The sequence below is a fragment of the Streptomyces sp. NPDC006235 genome (assembly GCF_040613735.1).
Lineage (GTDB): Bacteria > Actinomycetota > Actinomycetes > Streptomycetales > Streptomycetaceae > Streptomyces.
In genome coordinates, this window is sequence record NZ_JBEXSR010000009.1 from 74328 (window position 1) to 91615 (window position 17288).

At 71.7% G+C, this 17288-nt stretch carries 13 protein-coding genes and 3 pseudogenes; 9 read left to right on the plus strand and 7 right to left on the minus strand.

Features of this window, described 5'->3' with window-relative positions; genetic code table 11:
* Positions 1–131 precede the first annotated feature (131 nt).
* Positions 132–989, plus strand: a complete 858-nt coding sequence (locus ABZ192_RS13870) for an MBL fold metallo-hydrolase (protein ID WP_356924710.1) — start codon at positions 132–134, stop codon at positions 987–989.
* Between the two features lie 73 nt (positions 990–1062).
* Here the strand turns inward: ABZ192_RS13870 and ABZ192_RS13875 are convergent, their stop codons facing one another.
* A complete protein-coding gene (locus ABZ192_RS13875) occupies positions 1063–1575 on the minus strand; it encodes a hypothetical protein (protein WP_356924839.1) in 513 nt (170 codons plus the stop codon).
* Between the two features lie 160 nt (positions 1576–1735).
* Positions 1736–1990: a hypothetical protein gene (locus tag ABZ192_RS13880; RefSeq protein ID WP_356924852.1), complete on the minus strand. Its 255-nt coding sequence runs from the start codon at positions 1988–1990 to the stop codon at positions 1736–1738.
* On the opposite strand from ABZ192_RS13880, the pseudogene ABZ192_RS13885 reads away from it, so the two are divergent.
* A pseudogene (locus tag ABZ192_RS13885) lies at positions 1934–2071 on the plus strand (helix-turn-helix domain-containing protein); the annotation flags it as partial. The gene ABZ192_RS13880 and the pseudogene ABZ192_RS13885 sit on opposite strands and share 57 nt — an antisense overlap.
* Here the strand turns inward: ABZ192_RS13885 and ABZ192_RS13890 are convergent.
* Together ABZ192_RS13890 and mmuM are read right to left on the minus strand one after the other, a co-directional pair.
* Positions 2071–2148 (minus strand): annotated as a pseudogene (locus ABZ192_RS13890) (hypothetical protein); the annotation flags it as partial. The pseudogenes ABZ192_RS13885 and ABZ192_RS13890 sit on opposite strands and share 1 nt — an antisense overlap.
* Positions 2136–3083 (minus strand): homocysteine S-methyltransferase, encoded by a 948-nt coding sequence (mmuM, locus tag ABZ192_RS13895; protein WP_356924711.1) that lies wholly within the window; start codon positions 3081–3083, stop codon positions 2136–2138. The gene mmuM and the pseudogene ABZ192_RS13890, both read right to left, overlap by 13 nt.
* A 130-nt stretch (positions 3084–3213) precedes the next feature.
* Here mmuM and ABZ192_RS13900 point away from each other — a divergent pair, with 130 nt between their 5' ends.
* Genes ABZ192_RS13900 through ABZ192_RS13910 form a run of 3 tightly spaced genes read left to right on the plus strand, consistent with a single transcriptional unit; the run spans position 3214 to position 6614 of the window.
* On the plus strand, positions 3214–4602 hold the full coding sequence (locus tag ABZ192_RS13900; RefSeq protein WP_356924712.1) for an amino acid permease: 1389 nt from the start codon (positions 3214–3216) through the stop codon (positions 4600–4602).
* Positions 4603–4612: 10 nt separating this feature from the next.
* Positions 4613–5728: an aminoglycoside phosphotransferase gene (locus ABZ192_RS13905; protein WP_356924713.1), complete on the plus strand. Its 1116-nt coding sequence runs from the start codon at positions 4613–4615 to the stop codon at positions 5726–5728.
* A 40-nt stretch (positions 5729–5768) separates the two neighbouring features.
* Entirely contained in the window at positions 5769–6614 is an 846-nt protein-coding gene (locus ABZ192_RS13910) for an MOSC N-terminal beta barrel domain-containing protein (protein ID WP_356924714.1), read from the plus strand.
* A gap of 3 nt (positions 6615–6617) precedes the next feature.
* Here ABZ192_RS13910 and ABZ192_RS13915 read toward each other — a convergent pair whose 3' ends face one another.
* Both ABZ192_RS13915 and ABZ192_RS13920 read right to left on the minus strand, forming a co-directional pair.
* Positions 6618–8726, minus strand: coding sequence for an autotransporter-associated beta strand repeat-containing protein (locus tag ABZ192_RS13915; protein ID WP_356924715.1), 2109 nt, complete (start codon positions 8724–8726; stop codon positions 6618–6620).
* Between the two features lie 62 nt (positions 8727–8788).
* Positions 8789–9751, minus strand: a complete 963-nt coding sequence (locus ABZ192_RS13920) for an expansin EXLX1 family cellulose-binding protein (RefSeq protein ID WP_356924716.1) — start codon at positions 9749–9751, stop codon at positions 8789–8791.
* A 258-nt stretch (positions 9752–10009) separates the two neighbouring features.
* On the opposite strand from ABZ192_RS13920, the gene ABZ192_RS13925 reads away from it, so the two are divergent.
* Together ABZ192_RS13925 and ABZ192_RS13930 are read left to right on the plus strand one after the other, a co-directional pair.
* Complete coding sequence (locus ABZ192_RS13925; protein WP_356924717.1) at positions 10010–11107, plus strand: glycoside hydrolase family 43 protein; 1098 nt, start codon at positions 10010–10012, stop codon at positions 11105–11107.
* A 1-nt stretch (position 11108) separates the two neighbouring features.
* Positions 11109–12518, plus strand: a complete 1410-nt coding sequence (locus ABZ192_RS13930) for an RICIN domain-containing protein (RefSeq protein ID WP_356924840.1) — start codon at positions 11109–11111, stop codon at positions 12516–12518.
* Between the two features lie 17 nt (positions 12519–12535).
* Here the strand turns inward: ABZ192_RS13930 and ABZ192_RS13935 are convergent.
* Positions 12536–14213, minus strand: a pseudogene (locus ABZ192_RS13935) (rhamnogalacturonan lyase B N-terminal domain-containing protein).
* Between the two features lie 191 nt (positions 14214–14404).
* Between ABZ192_RS13935 and ABZ192_RS13940 the strand changes: the two are divergent.
* A complete protein-coding gene (locus tag ABZ192_RS13940; protein WP_356924718.1) occupies positions 14405–15448 on the plus strand; it encodes a rhamnogalacturonan acetylesterase in 1044 nt (347 codons plus the stop codon).
* A gap of 87 nt (positions 15449–15535) precedes the next feature.
* Positions 15536–17227, plus strand: a complete 1692-nt coding sequence (locus tag ABZ192_RS13945; RefSeq protein ID WP_356924719.1) for a DUF2264 domain-containing protein — start codon at positions 15536–15538, stop codon at positions 17225–17227.
* The last annotated feature ends 61 nt before the right edge of the window (positions 17228–17288 follow it).

Sequence of the window (17288 nt, forward strand, 5' to 3'; positions counted from 1 at the left end):
AGCTGGACGTACGGGTTGGGCGGGAACCCGCCGACCGCCGCGGTCTCGGCCTCGGGCATGACACGGCCCCGGGGAACAAGACAGCTTGGGACGAGTCACACCCGTGTGGACGGCATGGCAGGATCGCGGCCATGTCCCTCAGCGTTCCCCGCCTCCGGATCGGCTCGACCGAGATCATCGCCCTCGCCGACGGAGAGGGCCCGTTCTTCTCCCCGCGCGCCGAGGCCTTCCCCGAGGCCACGGCAGCGCAGTGGGCCGAGGCCGACCGTTACGACCCGGGCGCGGTCGACGCCGAGGGCCGCTGGCGGCTCCGCTTCCGCGCCTACGCGATACGCGGCGACCAGGGCCTCACCGTCGTGGACGCCGGGATCGGTCCGGCGGACGGCCCGGCCGCCTCGTGGGCGCCCGTGCCCGGTGTGCTCCCCGAGTCGCTCGCCGCCGCGGGCATCGACCCGGCGGAAGTCGACACCGTGGTCCTCACACATCTGCACACCGACCACGTCGGGTGGGCGGTCGTGACCGAGGCGGCCGTCCCGTCAACGGGCGGCGCGGTGGACGGCATCGCATCGACCGGCGGCCGCCGCCCCTATTTCCCGAACGCCGAATACCTGCTCCAGCGGGCCGAGTTCGACGCCCTCGACGCGCTCAACCCGCAACTTCGCGAGACCCTCACCGACCCGCTCACGGCCGCCGGCCGCCTCCGGCTCCTCGACGGGGACACGCCGCTGCGCACCGGGCGCGCGGTCGCCACGCCCGGTCACACGCCCGGCCACCAGAGCGTGCTGGTCGCCGACGGGCGGGAGCTGGTACTCGTCACCGGCGACCTCCTGGTGCACGCACTCCAACTGCTCCACCCCGAGCTCGCCTACGCGCACGAGACCGACCCGGAGGTGGCCAGGCACTCGAGAGAGCGCATGCTCGGCCACGACAGCGCCACCACCCTGCACCTGGCGACGCCGCATCTGACGGAGCCGTTCCACTCGGCGTGATCGCGGCAGTGCGCCGGGTCCGTACAGCCGGTAGCTCGCCGCACTGCGGTCGGTCGTCCGGCCGCCATGACGGTCAAGGCCGGAAGACGACCCGGTGCCGCTGTGCGTACGACCAGGTCACCGCGGTCATCAGAGCCGGAATGGCGAACAGCGGGGCGAAAACGAACCCCCAGACGGTCTGTGCCGTGCCGCTCGACAGGTACGTCTGGCTCTCGACGGTGAACGCGACCACGAGTTGCCACAGCGCCACCAGGACCAGGATGCCCGAGGCGATCCAGGCCAGCGGGGCGAGGACCCTGGGGTGCAGCGGCCTCCACCGGTCGCTGACGAGCAGCAGCGGAAACAGGGCGGCCAGCTCGGTCAGGACGGAGAGGCCGACGACGTATGCGATGCCCCAGCCCGGGATGTCGAAGACGTCGCGCAGCACTTGGTCGCTGTAGCCCACAGGGACACCGGATGCCATGGCGATGCGCCACAGGCCGGACGGGACGGCGCACAGCGCGATGGCGTGGGCGGCGCGGCGAGCCCAGACAGGCGCAGGTGCACAGGCGGGGAGAGCGGCGGTCGCTGTCGTCATGGCGTACATGCTGGCCCTGGACATGGCGGCCGCACCTCGTCCGCTGCGGTGGACCGTATCCGCCCTGCGGATGAGGGAGCACCCCCTGAGGGAGGACCTGAGGAGGGCTCAATCGCCGAACGTGGCTCCGGAGCGCGCGAGGCGGTCGTGGCGAGCGGCCGGGTGGTCGTCAGTCGCTGATGCCGCCGTAGGTGATGACCTTGGCGGGGCGCAGGCGGACGACGAGTTCGCCGGGGACGGCGTTGCGCTTGCCGAAGTCCTCGGCCTGGTCCGCGCCCATGTGCCGGGCGCCGGCCCGGGTGGCGACGTCGAGGAGCTCGCCCAGGTCCTCGCTGAGCGTCACCTCGCCACGCGCTTCGACATACGCGAAGCGCGCCGCCTCCTCGGTCACGCCCGGTGGACCGCCCACGCGGTCGCCGCTCACCTCGGCTTCACCGACGCAGCGAACTTCGGCCGGTTCTTCCGCCACCACACCGGCCTCACCCCCGCCGCCTACACGGCTCGTCAGGAGACCGCGGCCGACATGACGAGGTCCGGCCACTCCGCGTGCAGGTGGTCGGCGGCGTTCTTCAGTACGCCGGACCTGCTGTGGTTGTACTCCGGGGTGACGAAGACGAGCTGAGCCCGGCGATGCCCGAGATCGCCTCCGGGCCCACCCGGCAGCAGCCGCCGATCAGGCGGGCGCCGGACCGCTGCCAGCCCTGCACCTGGCCGGCGGTGAAGGTGGCCCGGCCGGTCCAGGCACGGGCGTCGGCGTCCCAGGTCTCACCGCTGTTGGGGTAGACGACGACCGGCTTGCCGGTGACCCGGGCCGCGATCGCGGCGGCGTCGTCCGCGTCCTCGGGCGCGCAGCAGTTCACGCCCACGGCGATCACCTCGTCCGCGTCGGCGGCCAGGGCGAAGGCCTCCTCCAGCGGCTGCCCGGCGCGCGTGCGGCCACCGGCGACGGAGTACGTCAGCCAGGCCGGCACCCCGAGCCCGCGCACCGCGCGCAGCAGGGCGGTGGCCTCGTCGGCGTCGGGGACCGTCTCCAGGGCGAGGACGTCGGGACGGGCGGCGGCCAGCACCTCCAGGCGGGGACGGTGGAAGCGCTCCAGCTCGTCGACCGTGAGGCCGTAGCGCCCCCGGTACTCGGAACCGTCCGCGAGCATCGCCCCGTACGGGCCGGCCGAGGCCGCCACCCACAACGGGCGGGAGACACGGGCCAGGCGGGCCGCGTCCCGCGCCAACTCGACGCTCAGCGCCATGAGTTCCGCTGCACGGTCGTGGTCGATGCCGTGCTTGGCGAAGCCCTCGAACGTGGCCTGGTAGCTGGCCGTGATCGCCACGTCCGCGCCCGCCCGGAAGTAGGCGAGGTGCGCCTCGGTGATCGCCTCCGGCTGCTGCGCGAGCAGCCGCGCCGACCACAGCTCGTCGCTCAGGTCGTGCCCGGCCGACTCGAGCTGGTTGGACAGGCCGCCGTCGAGGACGACCGTCCCGGCGGTGAGGGCTTCGGCGAGGGTGAGGGTACTGGTCATACGGACGACCGTAGTCCAGATCCGGCGGCGGACCCCAGCCGATTGTGTCCACTCCATGAACAGGTCGCCCAACATGTGGGACAGCGGGTTACGATCACGGCCTCCCCCTCTCCGCTCGTCAGGAACGCCCATGACCGTCCCCACCCCCGCCGAGACCGCCGAACCCGTCGATCCGGCCCCGGCGCCCCCACCGCGCCGCACCTTCGGCCTGGCCGCCGCCACGGCCCTCGTCATGGGCAACATCATCGGCGGCGGCATCTTCGCCCTGCCCGCCACCGTCGCCCCCTACGGCACGATCAGCCTGCTCGCCTTCGTCGTGCTCTCGGTCGGTGCGGTCGCCCTCGCGCTGCTCTTCGGCAAGCTGGCGCGGCGCAGCCCGGTCACGGGCGGGCTGTACGTGTACCCGCGGGACGCGTTCGGCGATTTCGCCGGGTTCCTGTCGGCCTGGTCGTACTGGACGATGTGCTGGGTCAGCATCGCCGCCCTGGCCGTCGCGGTCGTCGGCTACGTCGACGTCCTGATACCCCTGCACGGCAACCACGTCCTCCAGGCCGCCGTCGCCATGGCCGCCCTGTGGCTGCCCGCCGCCGCCAACTTCGCGGGCACCCGCTGGGTCGGCGCGGTGCAGGTCGTCTCCACCGTCCTGAAGTTCGTGCCGCTGCTCCTGCTGGCCAGCATCGGCCTGTTCTTCGTCGACGCGGACAACTTCGGCCCGTTCAACGCCTCCGGCCAGAGCGTCTCCGGCGCGCTGGCCGCCTCCGCCGCGCTGCTGCTGTACAGCTTCCTCGGCGTCGAGTCGGCCGCCGTCAGCGCCGGTGAGGTCCGCGACCCCGAGCGCACGGTCGCCCGGGCGAGCGTCCTCGGCACCCTGGCCTCGGCCCTGGTCTACATCCTGGGCACGGTCGCCGTGTTCGGCCTCGTCCCGCACGGCCGGCTCGTCGACTCGGGCGCCCCGTTCGCCGACGCGGTGAACGCCCTCACCGGCAGCTCCTGGGGCGGCACGGCCATCGCCCTGGTCGCCGTCGTCTCGATCACCGGCTGCCTCAACGGCTGGATCCTCATGGCCGCGCAGATGCCGTACGCCGCCGCCCGCGACGGTCTCTTCCCCGCGCCCTTCGGCCGGGTGGGCAAGGGCGGCGTGCCCGGCTTCGGCGTCTGGGCCTGCGCGGTCCTCGGCACGCTCCTCATCGCCCTCAACTACACGGCGGGCCCGGACACCACGTTCCGCGTCCTCGTCCTGATCACCACGTTCACCGGCTGCGTGCCGTACCTGCTGTCGGCCGCCGCCCAGCTGTACTGGCTGGCCCGCGGCACCCGCGAACGCGTCCGCCCCGCCGGCCTGGTCCGCGACCTGATCGTCGCCGTCCTCTCCTTCGGCTTCTCGTTCTGGCTGATCGCGGGCGCCGGATACGCCGCCGTCTACCAGGGAGTGCTGTTCCTCTTCGCCGGGATCCCGGTGTACGTGTGGCTGCGGGGACGCAAGGACAAGACGGAGGCGCCGGGTTCCCGGCGGGCATAGCATTCGGGGCATGCCCGAGGTCGCTGTCGCTGATGCCGAAGTACGTGAGGTCCTGGGAGTCCCGGCGGAGAAGGCGGTGTTCGAGCCGCTCACGCACAACCCGTGGAACGGCGTCACGGCCGGGGTCTGGCGGGTCACCGCCGGCGGCCGGTCGGCCGTCCTGAAGGTGCTGACGCGGACGAAGGAGACCAGCGTCACCTGGGCCGCCTCCAACGACCCCCGGCACTGGAACTTCTGGCGCCGGGAGGCGTACGTCTACCAGTCGGGGCTCGCCCAGGCCTGGCAGCGGCACGGCATCCGCGCGCCCCGGCTGCTGGCCTGCGTCGAACGTGCCGACGGTGACCTGGCCTTGTGGCTGGAGGACGTACCGGGCGAACCGGCGACGGCCTGGCCGCTCGCCCGGCACGTCGAGCACGCGCACCGGCTGGGTGCCGCGCAGGGCGCGGTGGGTGCCGGGGAGGACCGGCCATGGCTGTCGCAGCGCTTCCTGCGCGACTACACGGCCGGCAAGACGACGGGCCAGGACCTCCTCGACGACGACGAGGCCTGGCAACACCCCCTGGTCCGGGAGCACTTCCCGGCGGGCCTGCGCGAGGACATGGTCCGACTCCGCCACGACCGCGAGTGGTTCCTCACGGTCATGGAGTCACTGCCACGAGCCTTCTGCCATCTCGACCAGTGGCCGGCCAACGTCCGCTCCGACGGCCGCCACAGTGTCGTGTTCGACTGGGCGTTCGCCGGGGACGGCGCGCTCGGCGAGGACCTCGGCAACTACCTCCCCGACTCCGTCTTCGACCTGTTCGTCCCCGCCGCCGACCTCCCCGGCCTGGCCAAAGCGGCGTACGACGCGTACGTGCAGGGCCTGCGCGAGGGAGGTTGGCGCGGCGACGAACGGCTCGTACGGCTCGGCGTGTGCGCCTCCGCCGTGAAGTACGACTGGCTCACCGCACTGATGCTCGCCCGGGCGGACGGCGAGCAGCCGGCCTACGGAGGGCAGGGCGCCGTCCCCGCGGGACTCCGCTACCGCGAACGCGGCCTGACCCTGGCCTTCCTCGCCGACTGGGCGGCCGAGGCCCGGCTGCTGGCTCCCCAGCTCGGGTTCCCGGAGGCGCCGAGCGGCCGCTGACGCGGATGTGTGAGGCTCACCGCCGGGAGAAGGGAAGAGCATGGCCCGCGTCGTCGAGTTGTCGTACTACCCCGTCAAGGGATGCGCCGGGACATCGGCGGCCGAGGCACTGCTGACCCCCGCCGGACTGGCGCACGACCGCAGCTTCATGGTCGTCAGCGAGGAAGGCGTGTACCGGACCCAGCGCCGGGATCCCCGGCTGGCCGTCATCCGGCCGGCCGTCAGCGCCGACGGCGCGCGCCTCACGCTCGGTGCGCCGGGGACCGAGGACCTGCACCTCCGGGTGGACACCACCGGCACCCGCCGGAAAGTGGACCTGTTCGGAACCGCTTACCAGGGCATCGACCAGGGCGACACGGCAGCCGACTGGCTCTCGGAGGTGCTGCGCGCCCCGAGCCGGCTGGTGCGCGTACCGCCGGAACACGACCGGGTGACCGACGGCATGACACCCGGCACCTCCGGCTACGCCGACAGCTGCGCGCTGCACATCATCTCGCGCTCCACCCTCGGCCTCTTCAACCGCAAACTGGGCGAACGCGGCGCGAGCCCGCTGCCCATGAACCGCTTCCGCCCCAACATCGTGCTCGACGGCGGGCACGCACCCGACGGCTGGGACGAACCGCACACCGAGGACCGCGCCCGCCGCATCCGCCTTGGCGACACGGAACTGGGCTATGCCAAGCTCGCCATCCGCTGCGCCGTCACCCTGGTCGAGCAGGAGTCCGGGACCAGGGCGGGCCCCGAACCCCTGCGTACTCTCGCCGGCTACCGGCGGGCCCGCGAGGGCGGCGTCGCCTTCGGCGCGAAGTTCGCCGTGCTGCGGCCCGGCCGGGTGTCCGTCGGCGACCACGCGGTCGTCACGTCATGGGGCGAGTCCGAGCTGTGAGCCTCACCGCCGCGCGCGGCCCGCGTGCCGGCCACCGCCACGGTGCCGGCGGCCGCGCCGCGTCACCACCGGCACGGCGAGGCTGACGACGAGCGCCAGCCCGAGCGCGTACGGCCACCAGCCGAAGCCGACGTCGTCCGACGCGCCGGCGCTCCGGGGCGCCACGGGGCCGGACGCGGACGCCCCGGGCGCGGTGGGGGAGGGGCTCGGGGCGGTCTTCGCGGTCAGAGCCACGTCGTTCCCGTCTCCCGCCCGGTAGTCGATGCGATAGGTGGTGTCACCGAGCTTCAGGCGGGCGCCCTGCCGCAGCCCCTCGAACGTTCCCGAGATCCTGCCGTCTCCCCTGTGGTCGAGGACGGTGACCTCACGAGCCGGCCGGCCCCGGCCTCCGAGGGCCGAGACGTCGAGATCCCCGGCCAGCCGCACGGGCCCCGTCACCTTCAACGGCTCGTCCCGCAGCACGAGGGTGCCCTTGGAGCTCTGTGTGTAGCCGCCGTTCACGGTGAGGCCGGTCGTCACGGCACCGTCGTTCGTCACCGCTCCCGCGACCGTGCCCTTGCCGGTGAGTGTGGTCGCGACGCGCAGACCAGCCGGGCCCGTGTCCAGCCGCGCTCCGGCCGCTGCGAGCCGTATGGCCTTGCTGCGAGTGAGCGTGGCGCCCTTCCGGAGAGCCAGCGTGCCCTTGGAGACGGTGGTCGTCCCGGTGTACGTGACGGCGGGACCCGTCAGCGTCGTCGTGGCGGCTCCCGCCTGGGTGAGCGAGCCGCTGCCGCCGATGCGGGAGAGGGCGAGAGGCCGCTTCGTGTTGCGCAGGACGAGTGAGCCGTCGTTGACGACCTTGTAGTGGCCGCCCGCCGTGTACAGCCCGCTGTCCCCGCCCCGCTTCCCGCTGCCCAGCCGGAGCACCGCGCCCTTCTCCACCGTCGTGGAGCCGTCGTAGTACTGGACGGCCGCGAAGGTCACGTCGTTGCCGGGGGTTCCGGCGATGACGATGTCGCCGGCGCCGGGGGCCGAGAGGGTGTCGTGGAACACGCCGCCGCCGATGGGGGCGCCGAGCGTCACCGGACCGTCGTAGTCGAAGGTGAGACGGGAACGGGAGCGGGCGGCCAGGAGGTTGATGTAGACCGTCTCGGCGGTGCCCGGCATGAAGATCTTGTCGGTCGTGCCGTCGCCCCACTGGACGTTCGCGCCCTTGATGTTGGTGCCGCGCTTGTTGACGTTCTTGCGGGCGGGCGTCCAGTTGAGGGCCGGGTCGCTGAGCGACGGGTCTCTGTCGCCGCCCTGGTCCGACCAGCTGTACTGGCCGGTGAGGATCACCTTGCTGCCGGGCCGCGACTGGACGTTGATGTCGCTGCCGTACTCGCGCTGGTAGAAGTCCATGCCCATCGTGACGGTCCGGCCGAGCGGCGTGTCGACGGTCCAGGTGCCCTGGTTGAGGACCTTGCGGACGTTCGGGAGCGACGTCGCGTACTCCGGGCGGCCCGCGTTGAGCTGCGTGCCGTTGTCGATCACCCCGGAGAAGGAGTGGGTGCCCGACAGGTCCCAGGTGCCCCACAGGAACCTCGGCTGGGTGATCAGCCCGGAGCCACTGATGGTGCCCAGGTTGTACGCGCTCGTCAGCGACAGCCGCAGCGTGCCGTCGACCCGGATGTTGTCCTGGTTGAGGCGGAACGCCGGGGTGTCGTACGGGAAGTGGCCGATCAGCCCCGTCGTGCCGCCGTCGCCGTACTGCAGCGTCGCACCGCGCTCCACCGTGACCGCCGGCGGGTCCGGATTGGCGACGGTGACGTACGGGTGGTTCCCGCCCGGCGTCCGCACCCGCTGCCGCCGCCGGGACTCCGGGAGCGTGAAGTCGCTGTCCTTGGTGAGGACCAGGGTCCCGCTGCCGCGCACTGTGAGCGTGCCCTCACCGCGGAACACGCCGTCGTACGTCGTCGTCCCCGGCGGCACGGTGACGACCGTGTCACCGCCGAGCGTCACGTCCCGGTCGGCCAGCACGTCGGCGGTGACGTCCCGGGGACCGGCGGCCACCGCCGGGGGAGCGGCGAGCAGGGAGGCGACCGCCGCGAGGACACCGGCGGCCGCTGCTGTGGTGTGAGTGAGACTGCGCACGGGAGAGGAGACGCGGGGGCGGGCGGCCGATAACAGAAAATCGGCGGTTGCCGTCCGACCGCTCAGTGCCGGGCGAACTGCACCCGCGTCGACTGTTTGACGTCCGGGCGGATCGGGACGCCCTCGACGGTGAGCTGTTCGCCGTAGATGTCGGTGAGCCTCAGGGGGCCGCCGCAGCCCGTACCGGAGGGGGAGAGGAAGTAGTTGTACTCGGTCCGGGTCAGCCGGCTCCAGCCGCTGCCGGTCTTCACCTCCAGGCGGGCCAGCGGGTTGCGGTGGCCGAGTGCCTGGATGCCGCACCAGTGGCTGCTGGAGCCGGTCTTGTAGCGGATCGAGACGGTGTCGGACGTGCCGGGGCTCAGCAGGCTCCAGGTGACCGGGATCCGGCCGGCGGAGAGGCCGGCGAGCTTGGCGAAGGCCTCTTTGCTGAGGTCGAGCTGCCCGGGGGCGCAGGGCAGCGGGCATTCGTTGGTGATCCGGACCGTGACGGAGGCGCCGTTCGCCGCGCGGACGAGGATGTACGCCCCGCACGCCTTGGACGTCTCGTAGTCGGTGTGGTTCATCGCCGCGACCATGAGGTCGGGGCTCGGGCCGTAGAGACAGGCGCCGTTGCCGTCCGCGGCGTCGTAGTGGGTGGCGACCCCCTTGTAGGTGGCCTGGGGCTGGATGCGCCCCGCCAGCGGTGCCGTGCCGGACGCCGGCCGCGGTGAGGACCGCGGGGCGCTGGTGGGCGAGGGGCGCTTCGACGGGGTGGTCGCGGTCGGCGTCGGGGACGCCTTGGACGGCTTCGGCTTCGGCTTCTGCTTCGGGCTCGGTTCGGCCTTCCGCTCCTGTGTCGCCGCCGGGGCACTCGACCGGTTGGCGGCGGCGGGCTCCGCAGCGGCTCGCACCCCGGCGTTCGGCTCGTCGTCGGGGCGGAGTGCGATCACCAGGGAGAGCAGAACTCCCACCGCTGCCACGGCGACGGCGAGGACGAGGGCCGTGCGCCGCTTGCGGAGGGGACGGCGGCGGGAATGGGATGCCACGGTTGCGTCCTTACGTGGTTCAGGGAAACGCGCTTTCGACCCACCAGTCGTCGCCGGGGCCGGAAAGGTTGCCCCCTTTCTCGCAGCCGTCTCTCTTCGTCCCGTCAGACCCGTTGACCTCCCGGGGGCACACCCTTACCTTTTCGGCGTTCGTAATGACAGATGGTGTTCGAAATGCCAGACGACGCATCAGGCGATGTATCAGGCGACGCATCGGACAACGCCGTGTGTCCCCCAGTGAGAGGCAGGCCCCACCGCATGAGCCGCGACCGCGACCACGCTCTGCCCGAACCCCCCAGCCGCAGGCTGCTGCTGAAGGGCGCCGCAGCCGCCGGTGCCCTGGCCGCCGTCCCCGCCGTCCCGGGTGTGGCCCAGGCCGCCACCCAGACCCGGCCCCCGAAGCCGGCTCCCTTCGTGAACCCGCTCGTCCGCAACCGGGCCGACCCGCACATCAACCGGCACAAGGACGGTTTCTACTACTTCACCGCCACCGCCCCCGAGTACGACCGCATCATCCTGCGCCGCTCCCGCACCCTGAACGGCCTGGGTACGGCCGACGAGTCCGTGATCTGGCGCGCCCACCCCACGGGCAACATGGGCGCCCACATCTGGGCGCCGGAACTGCACCGCATCGGCGGCAAGTGGTACATCTACTTCGCCTCCGCGCCCGCGGAGGATGTCTGGGCGATCCGCATATGGGTGCTGGAGAACGCCCATCCCAACCCGTTCAAGGGCACCTGGGTGGAGAAGGGCCAGGTGAAGACGGCCTGGGAGACGTTCTCCCTGGACGCCACCACCTTCACCCACCGGGGCAAGCGCTACCTCGCCTGGGCGCAGCACGAGCCCGGACTGGACAACAACACCGGCATCTTCCTGTCCGAGATGGCGAACCCCTGGACCCTGAAGGGCCCGCAGGTGCGGCTCTCCACCCCCGAGTACGACTGGGAGTGCATCGGCTTCAAGGTCAACGAGGGCCCGTACGTCATCAAGCGCAACGGCCGCCTCTTCATGACCTACTCGGCCAGCGCCACCGACTTCAACTACTGCATGGGCCTGCTGACCGCCGACGCCGACAGTCACCTCCTGGACCCGATGAGCTGGTCCAAGTCGCCGACGCCGGTCTTCACCAGCAACGACACCACCAAGCAGTACGGCCCCGGCCACAACTGCTTCACCGTCGCCGAGGACGGCCGCACCGACGTCCTCGTCTACCACGCCCGCCAGTACAAGGAGATCAACGGCGACCCGCTGAACGACCCCAACCGCCACACCCGCGTCCAGAAGCTCGGCTGGAAGCCGGACGGCACCCCGGACTTCGGCATCCCGGTCGCCGACACCGTGAAGGCGGGTGACTGAGATGAGACGCGCGTACGCGCTCCTCCTCGCCCTGTGCCTGGGCCTGTTCGGCGCCCTCGCCACCGCCGGCCCCGCTCAGGCCGCACCCCAGACCCTCACCAACGGCACCCAGTTCACGGACACCTCCGGCAACCCGGTCCACGCGCACGGCGGCGGGGTCCTCAAGGTCGGCTCGTACTACTACTGGTTCGGCGAGCACCGCAACGCCGACAACACCTTCCGGTACGTCGACGCCTACCGCTCGACCGACCTGAAGAACTGGGAGTTCCGCAACCACGTCCTGACCGAGGCCAGCGACCCGGAGCTGGCGACCGCCAACATCGAGCGGCCGAAGGTCATGTACAACGCGTCCACCGGCAAGTTCGTGATGTGGATGCACAAGGAGAACGGCACCGACTACAGCGAAGCCCGCGCGGCCGTGGCCGTCTCCGACACCGTCGACGGAAACTACACCTGGAAGGGCAGCTTCCGTCCGCTCGGCCAGCACATGTCCCGCGACATCACGGTCTTCGTCGACACCGACGGCGCCGGGTACATGATCTCCGCCGCCCGCGAGAACTACGACCTCCAGATCTACCGCCTCACCGCCGACTACACCGGTATCGCGAGCCTGGTCGCCAACCCCTGGCCGGGCGGCCACCGCGAGGCCCCGGCCCTGTTCAAGCGGGGCGGCGTGTACTTCATGCTGACCTCGGGCGCCACGGGCTGGAACCCCAACCAGCAGCAGTACGCCACGGCCACGAACATCGCCGGACCCTGGTCGGCCATGAAGAACATCGGCGACTCGACGGGGTACGGCTCGCAGACCGCCTACGTCCTTCCGGTACAGGGCAGTTCGGGCACCTCGTACCTCTACCTGGGCGACCGCTGGGGCAACTCCTTCGGCGGGACCGTCAACGACTCGCGGTACGTCTGGCTGCCGCTGACCTTCTCCAACTCCACCACGATGGCCATGTCCTGGTCGCCGGAGGTCACCGTCGACACGGCCGCCGGGACCGTCTCCGGTACGAGCGCCACGTACAACACCCTCATCGCCCGCCACTCCTCCAAGTGCGCGGACGTGACCAGCCAGTCGCTCTGGGCGGGCGCCCAACTGAAGCAGTACGACTGCAACGGCGGCACCAACCAGAAGTACTGGTTCAAGTCCGTCGGAAGCGGTTACTACCAGCTGATGGTCAGGAACAGCTCCCTGTGCGTGCAGGAGAACGCGAGCACGGTCACGCAGGAGAACTGCTCCTCCGCGACGAGCCAGCAGTGGTCGCTGACCACCACCGGCTCGTACGTGAACGTCAAGTCGCGTGCGACCGGCGAGTGCCTGGACGTGAACGGCGCGTCCACCGCCAACGGCGCCGCGCTCATCACGTACACGTGCAACGGAGGCACCAACCAGCAGTGGACGCGCGGGACATGACAACCCCGTGACGGCGGCTACGCCAGCAGGTCGATCGCGTCGACCGCCGTCCCCGCACTGAGGAAGCCGGTCGCCCCCGACCCGCTCACCACGTCGATCCTGAGCACGTTGTACTGACTCGGGTCCGTCTTCCAGGCGGACGCCGGGACGCTGTACGTGAACGTGTGGTTGTTGCCGCGGTAGGAACCGTTGGTCAGCGACCGGGTGTTCGGCTGGGTGGGCGGGGAGGGGACGGCGGATGTCCAGACATCGTTCACCGTCACCTGGGGGCGGCCGTTCGCGTACGCCGTCGTGACCCCGATCCGCAGGGTGTGCGCGGCCGCCGCCTGGGCCGCCGTCAGCCGGAAGTACACCAGGATGCCGCTGTTGACGTCCTTCCAGAGGTAGCAGGGGAAGGCCGCGGTCTCGCCGTCGCCGACGACGACGTTCCCCGTCCAGGACGCGGCCCGTGCGTCGGACGGATGCGCGTACGTCATCAGGTCCGCGTTCTTGAACCCGCCCGGCGTGCCGTTCCAGTCGCCGATCCGCCAGATCGCGCTCGCGTGGGACGGGTCGTTGGAGGACGGGATCGCGATCGTGTTCAGGGTGGTCGTGCCGCCCGCCGAGACGCTCACCGAGGTGGTGTATACCGCCAGCTCGCCCTTGTAGACGGTCAGCGTGTACGTGCCCGGCAGCACACCCGTGACTGCGAAGTAACCGTCCGAGGAACGCGCCGAACCCCAGTACTGCGCGGTCGCGTTGGCGAGGCCCACGGTGTACGGGTAGGCCGCGTTCCGCCCGGATATCCCGACCCCCGCCACCTTGCCCCGGCCGCTCGCCGGCACGTACCCGGCGATGCCGAGCGAGTCGGCCCACGGCGTGGTCAGCGTGCCCGGGAACAGCGCCGACGAGGGCGCCCCGCCGTCCGTGAAGGCGATGACGTACGGGCCCTGGAGGCCGAACCGCTGGTCCTCGGTCTGGTTCTGGCCGTAGTAGAGGATCTCGTACAGGCCGCCGCCGTCCGCGCTCTGGTGGCGCAGCAGCGAGCGGTAGAAGGGGCCGCCGGAGGCCTTCTCGTGGTTGCTGCGCACCATCCACAGACCGACGCCGCCGGAAGACCAGCCGACGTAGTCGTAGTCCATGACGCGCCGCTTGGAGTAGTGCTTGGAGCGGGTCTGCCCGTCGGACTTGCGGAACACGTCCGAGGCCTCGATGGCGGTGGGCGCGTACGTGTACGAGTCGGGCTCGTCGTTGAGGAACGCGCCCTTCTTCACACGCACGATGTACCGGGTCCGCGGAGACGGACGTGTCGGCCTTGTTGGTCCACAGGTAGACGTTGTTCTCGCCGCTGCGGGCCGCGTAGTAGTGCCGGAGCGTGCCGTGCGTGACCGAGACCAGGATCGTCGAGCCGGACTGCCTGATGCTCACGGTGGAGGCGCCGAGGCCGGACTCGATGTGCGAGTTCATGCCGCCGTAGCCCTGGTACTCCGTGCCCCGGTACACCAGGGACGTCAGGTCGCCGGTGGACTTGCTCACCTTGAAGACCAGTTGGGCGCCGGTGTCGACGACGTAGTTCGAGCCGTCGTCGCTCCAGCCGAAGCCGGCCGCGTGGGCCGTGCCGTTGAGGGCTGTGCCGGTGAGGGCCGTGCCGGCGGCGGCGCCGGCGCCGAGGACGAAGGCGCGGCGGCGGACCGGTCTGTTCACGGATCCGGGCATGGGGGGTGCCTCCTTCGGGAGGTGGGGGGTTGCGGGCGAGAGCGAGAGTGACAGTTGAATCGATTTCGCGAAAGGGCTTTCGCGCGCCTGGAAGCAGGATCCTCGCGAAATCGGGCCGAGGTCTAGAAAGCGCTTGCCAGAGGCGATACGTTCAGCCGCCAAGCCTTGTCACCGTGACGGAGGAGTTGCGAGTGAGACGTTTCACCATCGCCGCGCTGGCGGCCGTGACGCTGAGCGCCGCCCTGTCCGCCGTACCCGCCCACGCGGACGAGGCCGGCGGAAGGCCGGGCCTCGCGCACTGCGCCGACGGCGCCTGCCACTTCGACGTCCCGCCCGGCACGTACGACGTAAGGGTCGTGCTGGGCGGGAAGGCCGCGTCCGCCACCAGCATCAGCGGCGAGACCCGCCGGTCCCTGCTGCCGGAGACGGCCGCACCGGCGGGCGAGCACGTCACCCGCACCTTCACCGTGAACGTCCGCACCCCCGAGGGCGAGCCCACCGGCCCCGACGGAACCGCCGGCCTCGACCTGCGCATCGGCGGTTCCGCCCCCGCGCTGGCCGGCATCAAGGTCACCCCGGCCCGGCACGCCCGGCAGATCTTCCTGATCGGCGACTCCACCGTCTGCGACCAGCCCGGCGACCCGTACTCCGGCTGGGGCCAGCAGCTGCCCCAGTACCTCGGCAAGGGCCTGTCGGTCGCCAACTACGCCGATTCCGGCGAGAGTACGGTCACGTATCTGGGGAACCCGCGGCTGTGGGCCACCGTACGGCCCCTGATCCGCCCCGGCGACCTGGTCCTCGTCCAGCTCGCCCACAACGACAAGACCACGGACGAGGCCACCTACCGGGCCAACCTGGAGACCCTGGTCGCGGGAGTCCGGGAGCGGGGCGGACAGCCGGTCCTTGTCACTCCCATCGTGCGGCGCTGGTTCAACCCCGACGGCACGCTGAACAACGGAACCGCGCTCCTGGTCAACGGCCTGGGCGTCGACCACCCGGCCGTCACGCGCTCCGTCGCGGCCGAGCGGGACGTCCCGCTGATCGACCTCACGGCCAAGACGAAGGCACTCGTGGAGTCCCTGGGTGTGGAGGGTTCCAAGGCCCTCTACCTCTACAACGAGAAGCGGGACAACACGCACACCTCCGTGCGCGGTGCCACGGCCTACGCGAGCCTGGTCCGCGACGAACTCGTCACCCGGCATCTGGTGCCGAAGGGCAAGGTGCGGGTGGGATGAACCCCTGGGGCGCCCCGACCGGAACCGGGGCGCTCCAGGTCCGGCCCGTTCACCTGTTCCGACCTGTCCCAGCACGAAAGAGACGCGATGCAGCTGCCTCCCGCCGACCGCACGGCCTCCTCGATCACCGGCTACACCCGCGCCCACTGGGAGGCGGCGGCCGATGCCCTGCTCACCGCCGTCGAGCCGTACGCGACCGAGGACCGCGCGCTCTACCACCTGCCCGGCGACCGCACCAGCTGGTCCGGCCGCCTCTCCGACGGCCTGGAGGGCTACGCCCGCACGCTGCTGCTGGCCGCCTTCCGCCGCGACGAGAAGGCCCTGGAACGCTACGCCGACGGGCTGGCCGCCGGAGTCGCGGGCGTCTGGCCCCGCATCGAGGACCGCAGCCAGCCCCTGGTGGAGGCGGCGTCCATCGCACTCGCCCTGCGGCTGACCCGGGAGCAGCTGTGGGACCGCCTGGACGACGGCGTGCGCCAGCGGGCGGCGGCCTGGCTGGGCGACGCGCTCACCGCCGAGGCCTGGCCCTGCAACTGGGAGCTGTTCCCGGTCACCGTGGGCGGCTTCCTGGCCGAGATCGGCCACGAGCCGGAAGCGGCCCGCGCGGCGATCGACCGCGGCCTGGAGCGCATCGAGCAGTGGTACCTGGGCGACGGCTGGTACACCGACGGCGACGGCCGCAAGTTCGACTACTACAACGGCTGGGCCATGCACCTCTACCCGGTGCTGCACGCCTGGCTGGAGCGGGACGAGCGCCTGCTGGACCTGTACGGCGCGCGTCTCGAACGCCATCTCTCCGACTACGCCCGCCTGTTCGGCGGCGACGGCGCCCCCATGCACCAGGGCCGCTCCCTCACCTACCGCTTCGCGACGACGGCACCGCTGTGGCTGGGCGCGCTGACCGGCCGTACGCCGCTCTCCCCGGGCGAGACCCGGCGCCTGGCCTCGGGAGCACTGCGCTACTTCCTCGACCGGGGCGCGGTCGACGACCGGGGCCTGCTCTCCCTGGGCTGGCACGGCCCCGACGCGTCCGTCCTCCAGGGCTACTCGGGCCCGGCCTCCCCGTACTGGGCGAGCAAGGGCTTCCTCGGCCTGCTCCTGCCGCCCGGCCACGAGGTGTGGACGGCGGCGGAAGAACCGGCCCCGGCCGAACGCGCGGACGCCGTCACCCCCGTCGGCCCGCCCAACTGGCTGCTGCAGTCCACCCGTTCCGACGGCGTGGTCCGCCTGCACAACCACGGCAGCGAGGACGTCCGCTACGACCCGTACTACACGCGCCTGGCCTACTCGACCGTGACGGCCCCGTCCCCCTCCTACGACAACAGCGTGCTCGTCGGCGACGACCCGAGCCGCACCGGCATCGAACCGCTGGGCGTCGGCGAGGGCTGGGCGGCCTCGCGCCACACCGCGGGCGGGGGAGCCCGGGTGACGAGCGTGGTGCTCGCGCACGGGGCGGCGGAGGTGCGGGCACACCTGGTGACGGGCGCGGAGCCCGGAACGCCGGTACGGGTCACCGGCTGGCCGGCGGGAGAGGGCCTGCGGGCCGAACTCCTGCCCGCGGCCGGCCTCGACGACACCCTCACCGGCGTCACCGGCGAGGGCGCCACGCTCTTCGTCGCCCTGGCCCGGCTGACGGGTGAGGGCGACCCCCTCCCGCTGGCGGAGCTGGTCTCCGTGCGGGTGGACGAGACAGGGGTGGTCGAGGTCCGCTGGAGCGACGGGGACGGGGCGCGGGTCCGGCTGGACGATGCGGGAGTGGGGGTAGCGCCGCTCACGTGAGGCGCTGACCCTTCGAAACCGCCGACGACATGGCAAAGGGCAAGGAGAGAACTCTCCTTGC

Coding starts and splice junctions, on each gene's coding strand:
- ABZ192_RS13870 (WP_356924710.1), top strand. CDS start 132: ATGTCCCTCAGCGTTCCCCGCCTCCGGATCGGCTCGACCGAGATCATC.
- ABZ192_RS13945 (WP_356924719.1), top strand. CDS start 15,536: ATGCAGCTGCCTCCCGCCGACCGCACGGCCTCCTCGATCACCGGCTAC.
- ABZ192_RS13925 (WP_356924717.1), top strand. CDS start 10,010: ATGAGCCGCGACCGCGACCACGCTCTGCCCGAACCCCCCAGCCGCAGG.
- ABZ192_RS13910 (WP_356924714.1), top strand. CDS start 5,769: ATGGCCCGCGTCGTCGAGTTGTCGTACTACCCCGTCAAGGGATGCGCC.
- ABZ192_RS13930 (WP_356924840.1), top strand. CDS start 11,109: ATGAGACGCGCGTACGCGCTCCTCCTCGCCCTGTGCCTGGGCCTGTTC.
- mmuM (WP_356924711.1), bottom strand. CDS start 3,083: ATGACCAGTACCCTCACCCTCGCCGAAGCCCTCACCGCCGGGACGGTC.
- ABZ192_RS13905 (WP_356924713.1), top strand. CDS start 4,613: ATGCCCGAGGTCGCTGTCGCTGATGCCGAAGTACGTGAGGTCCTGGGA.
- ABZ192_RS13875 (WP_356924839.1), bottom strand. CDS start 1,575: ATGTACGCCATGACGACAGCGACCGCCGCTCTCCCCGCCTGTGCACCT.
- ABZ192_RS13900 (WP_356924712.1), top strand. CDS start 3,214: ATGACCGTCCCCACCCCCGCCGAGACCGCCGAACCCGTCGATCCGGCC.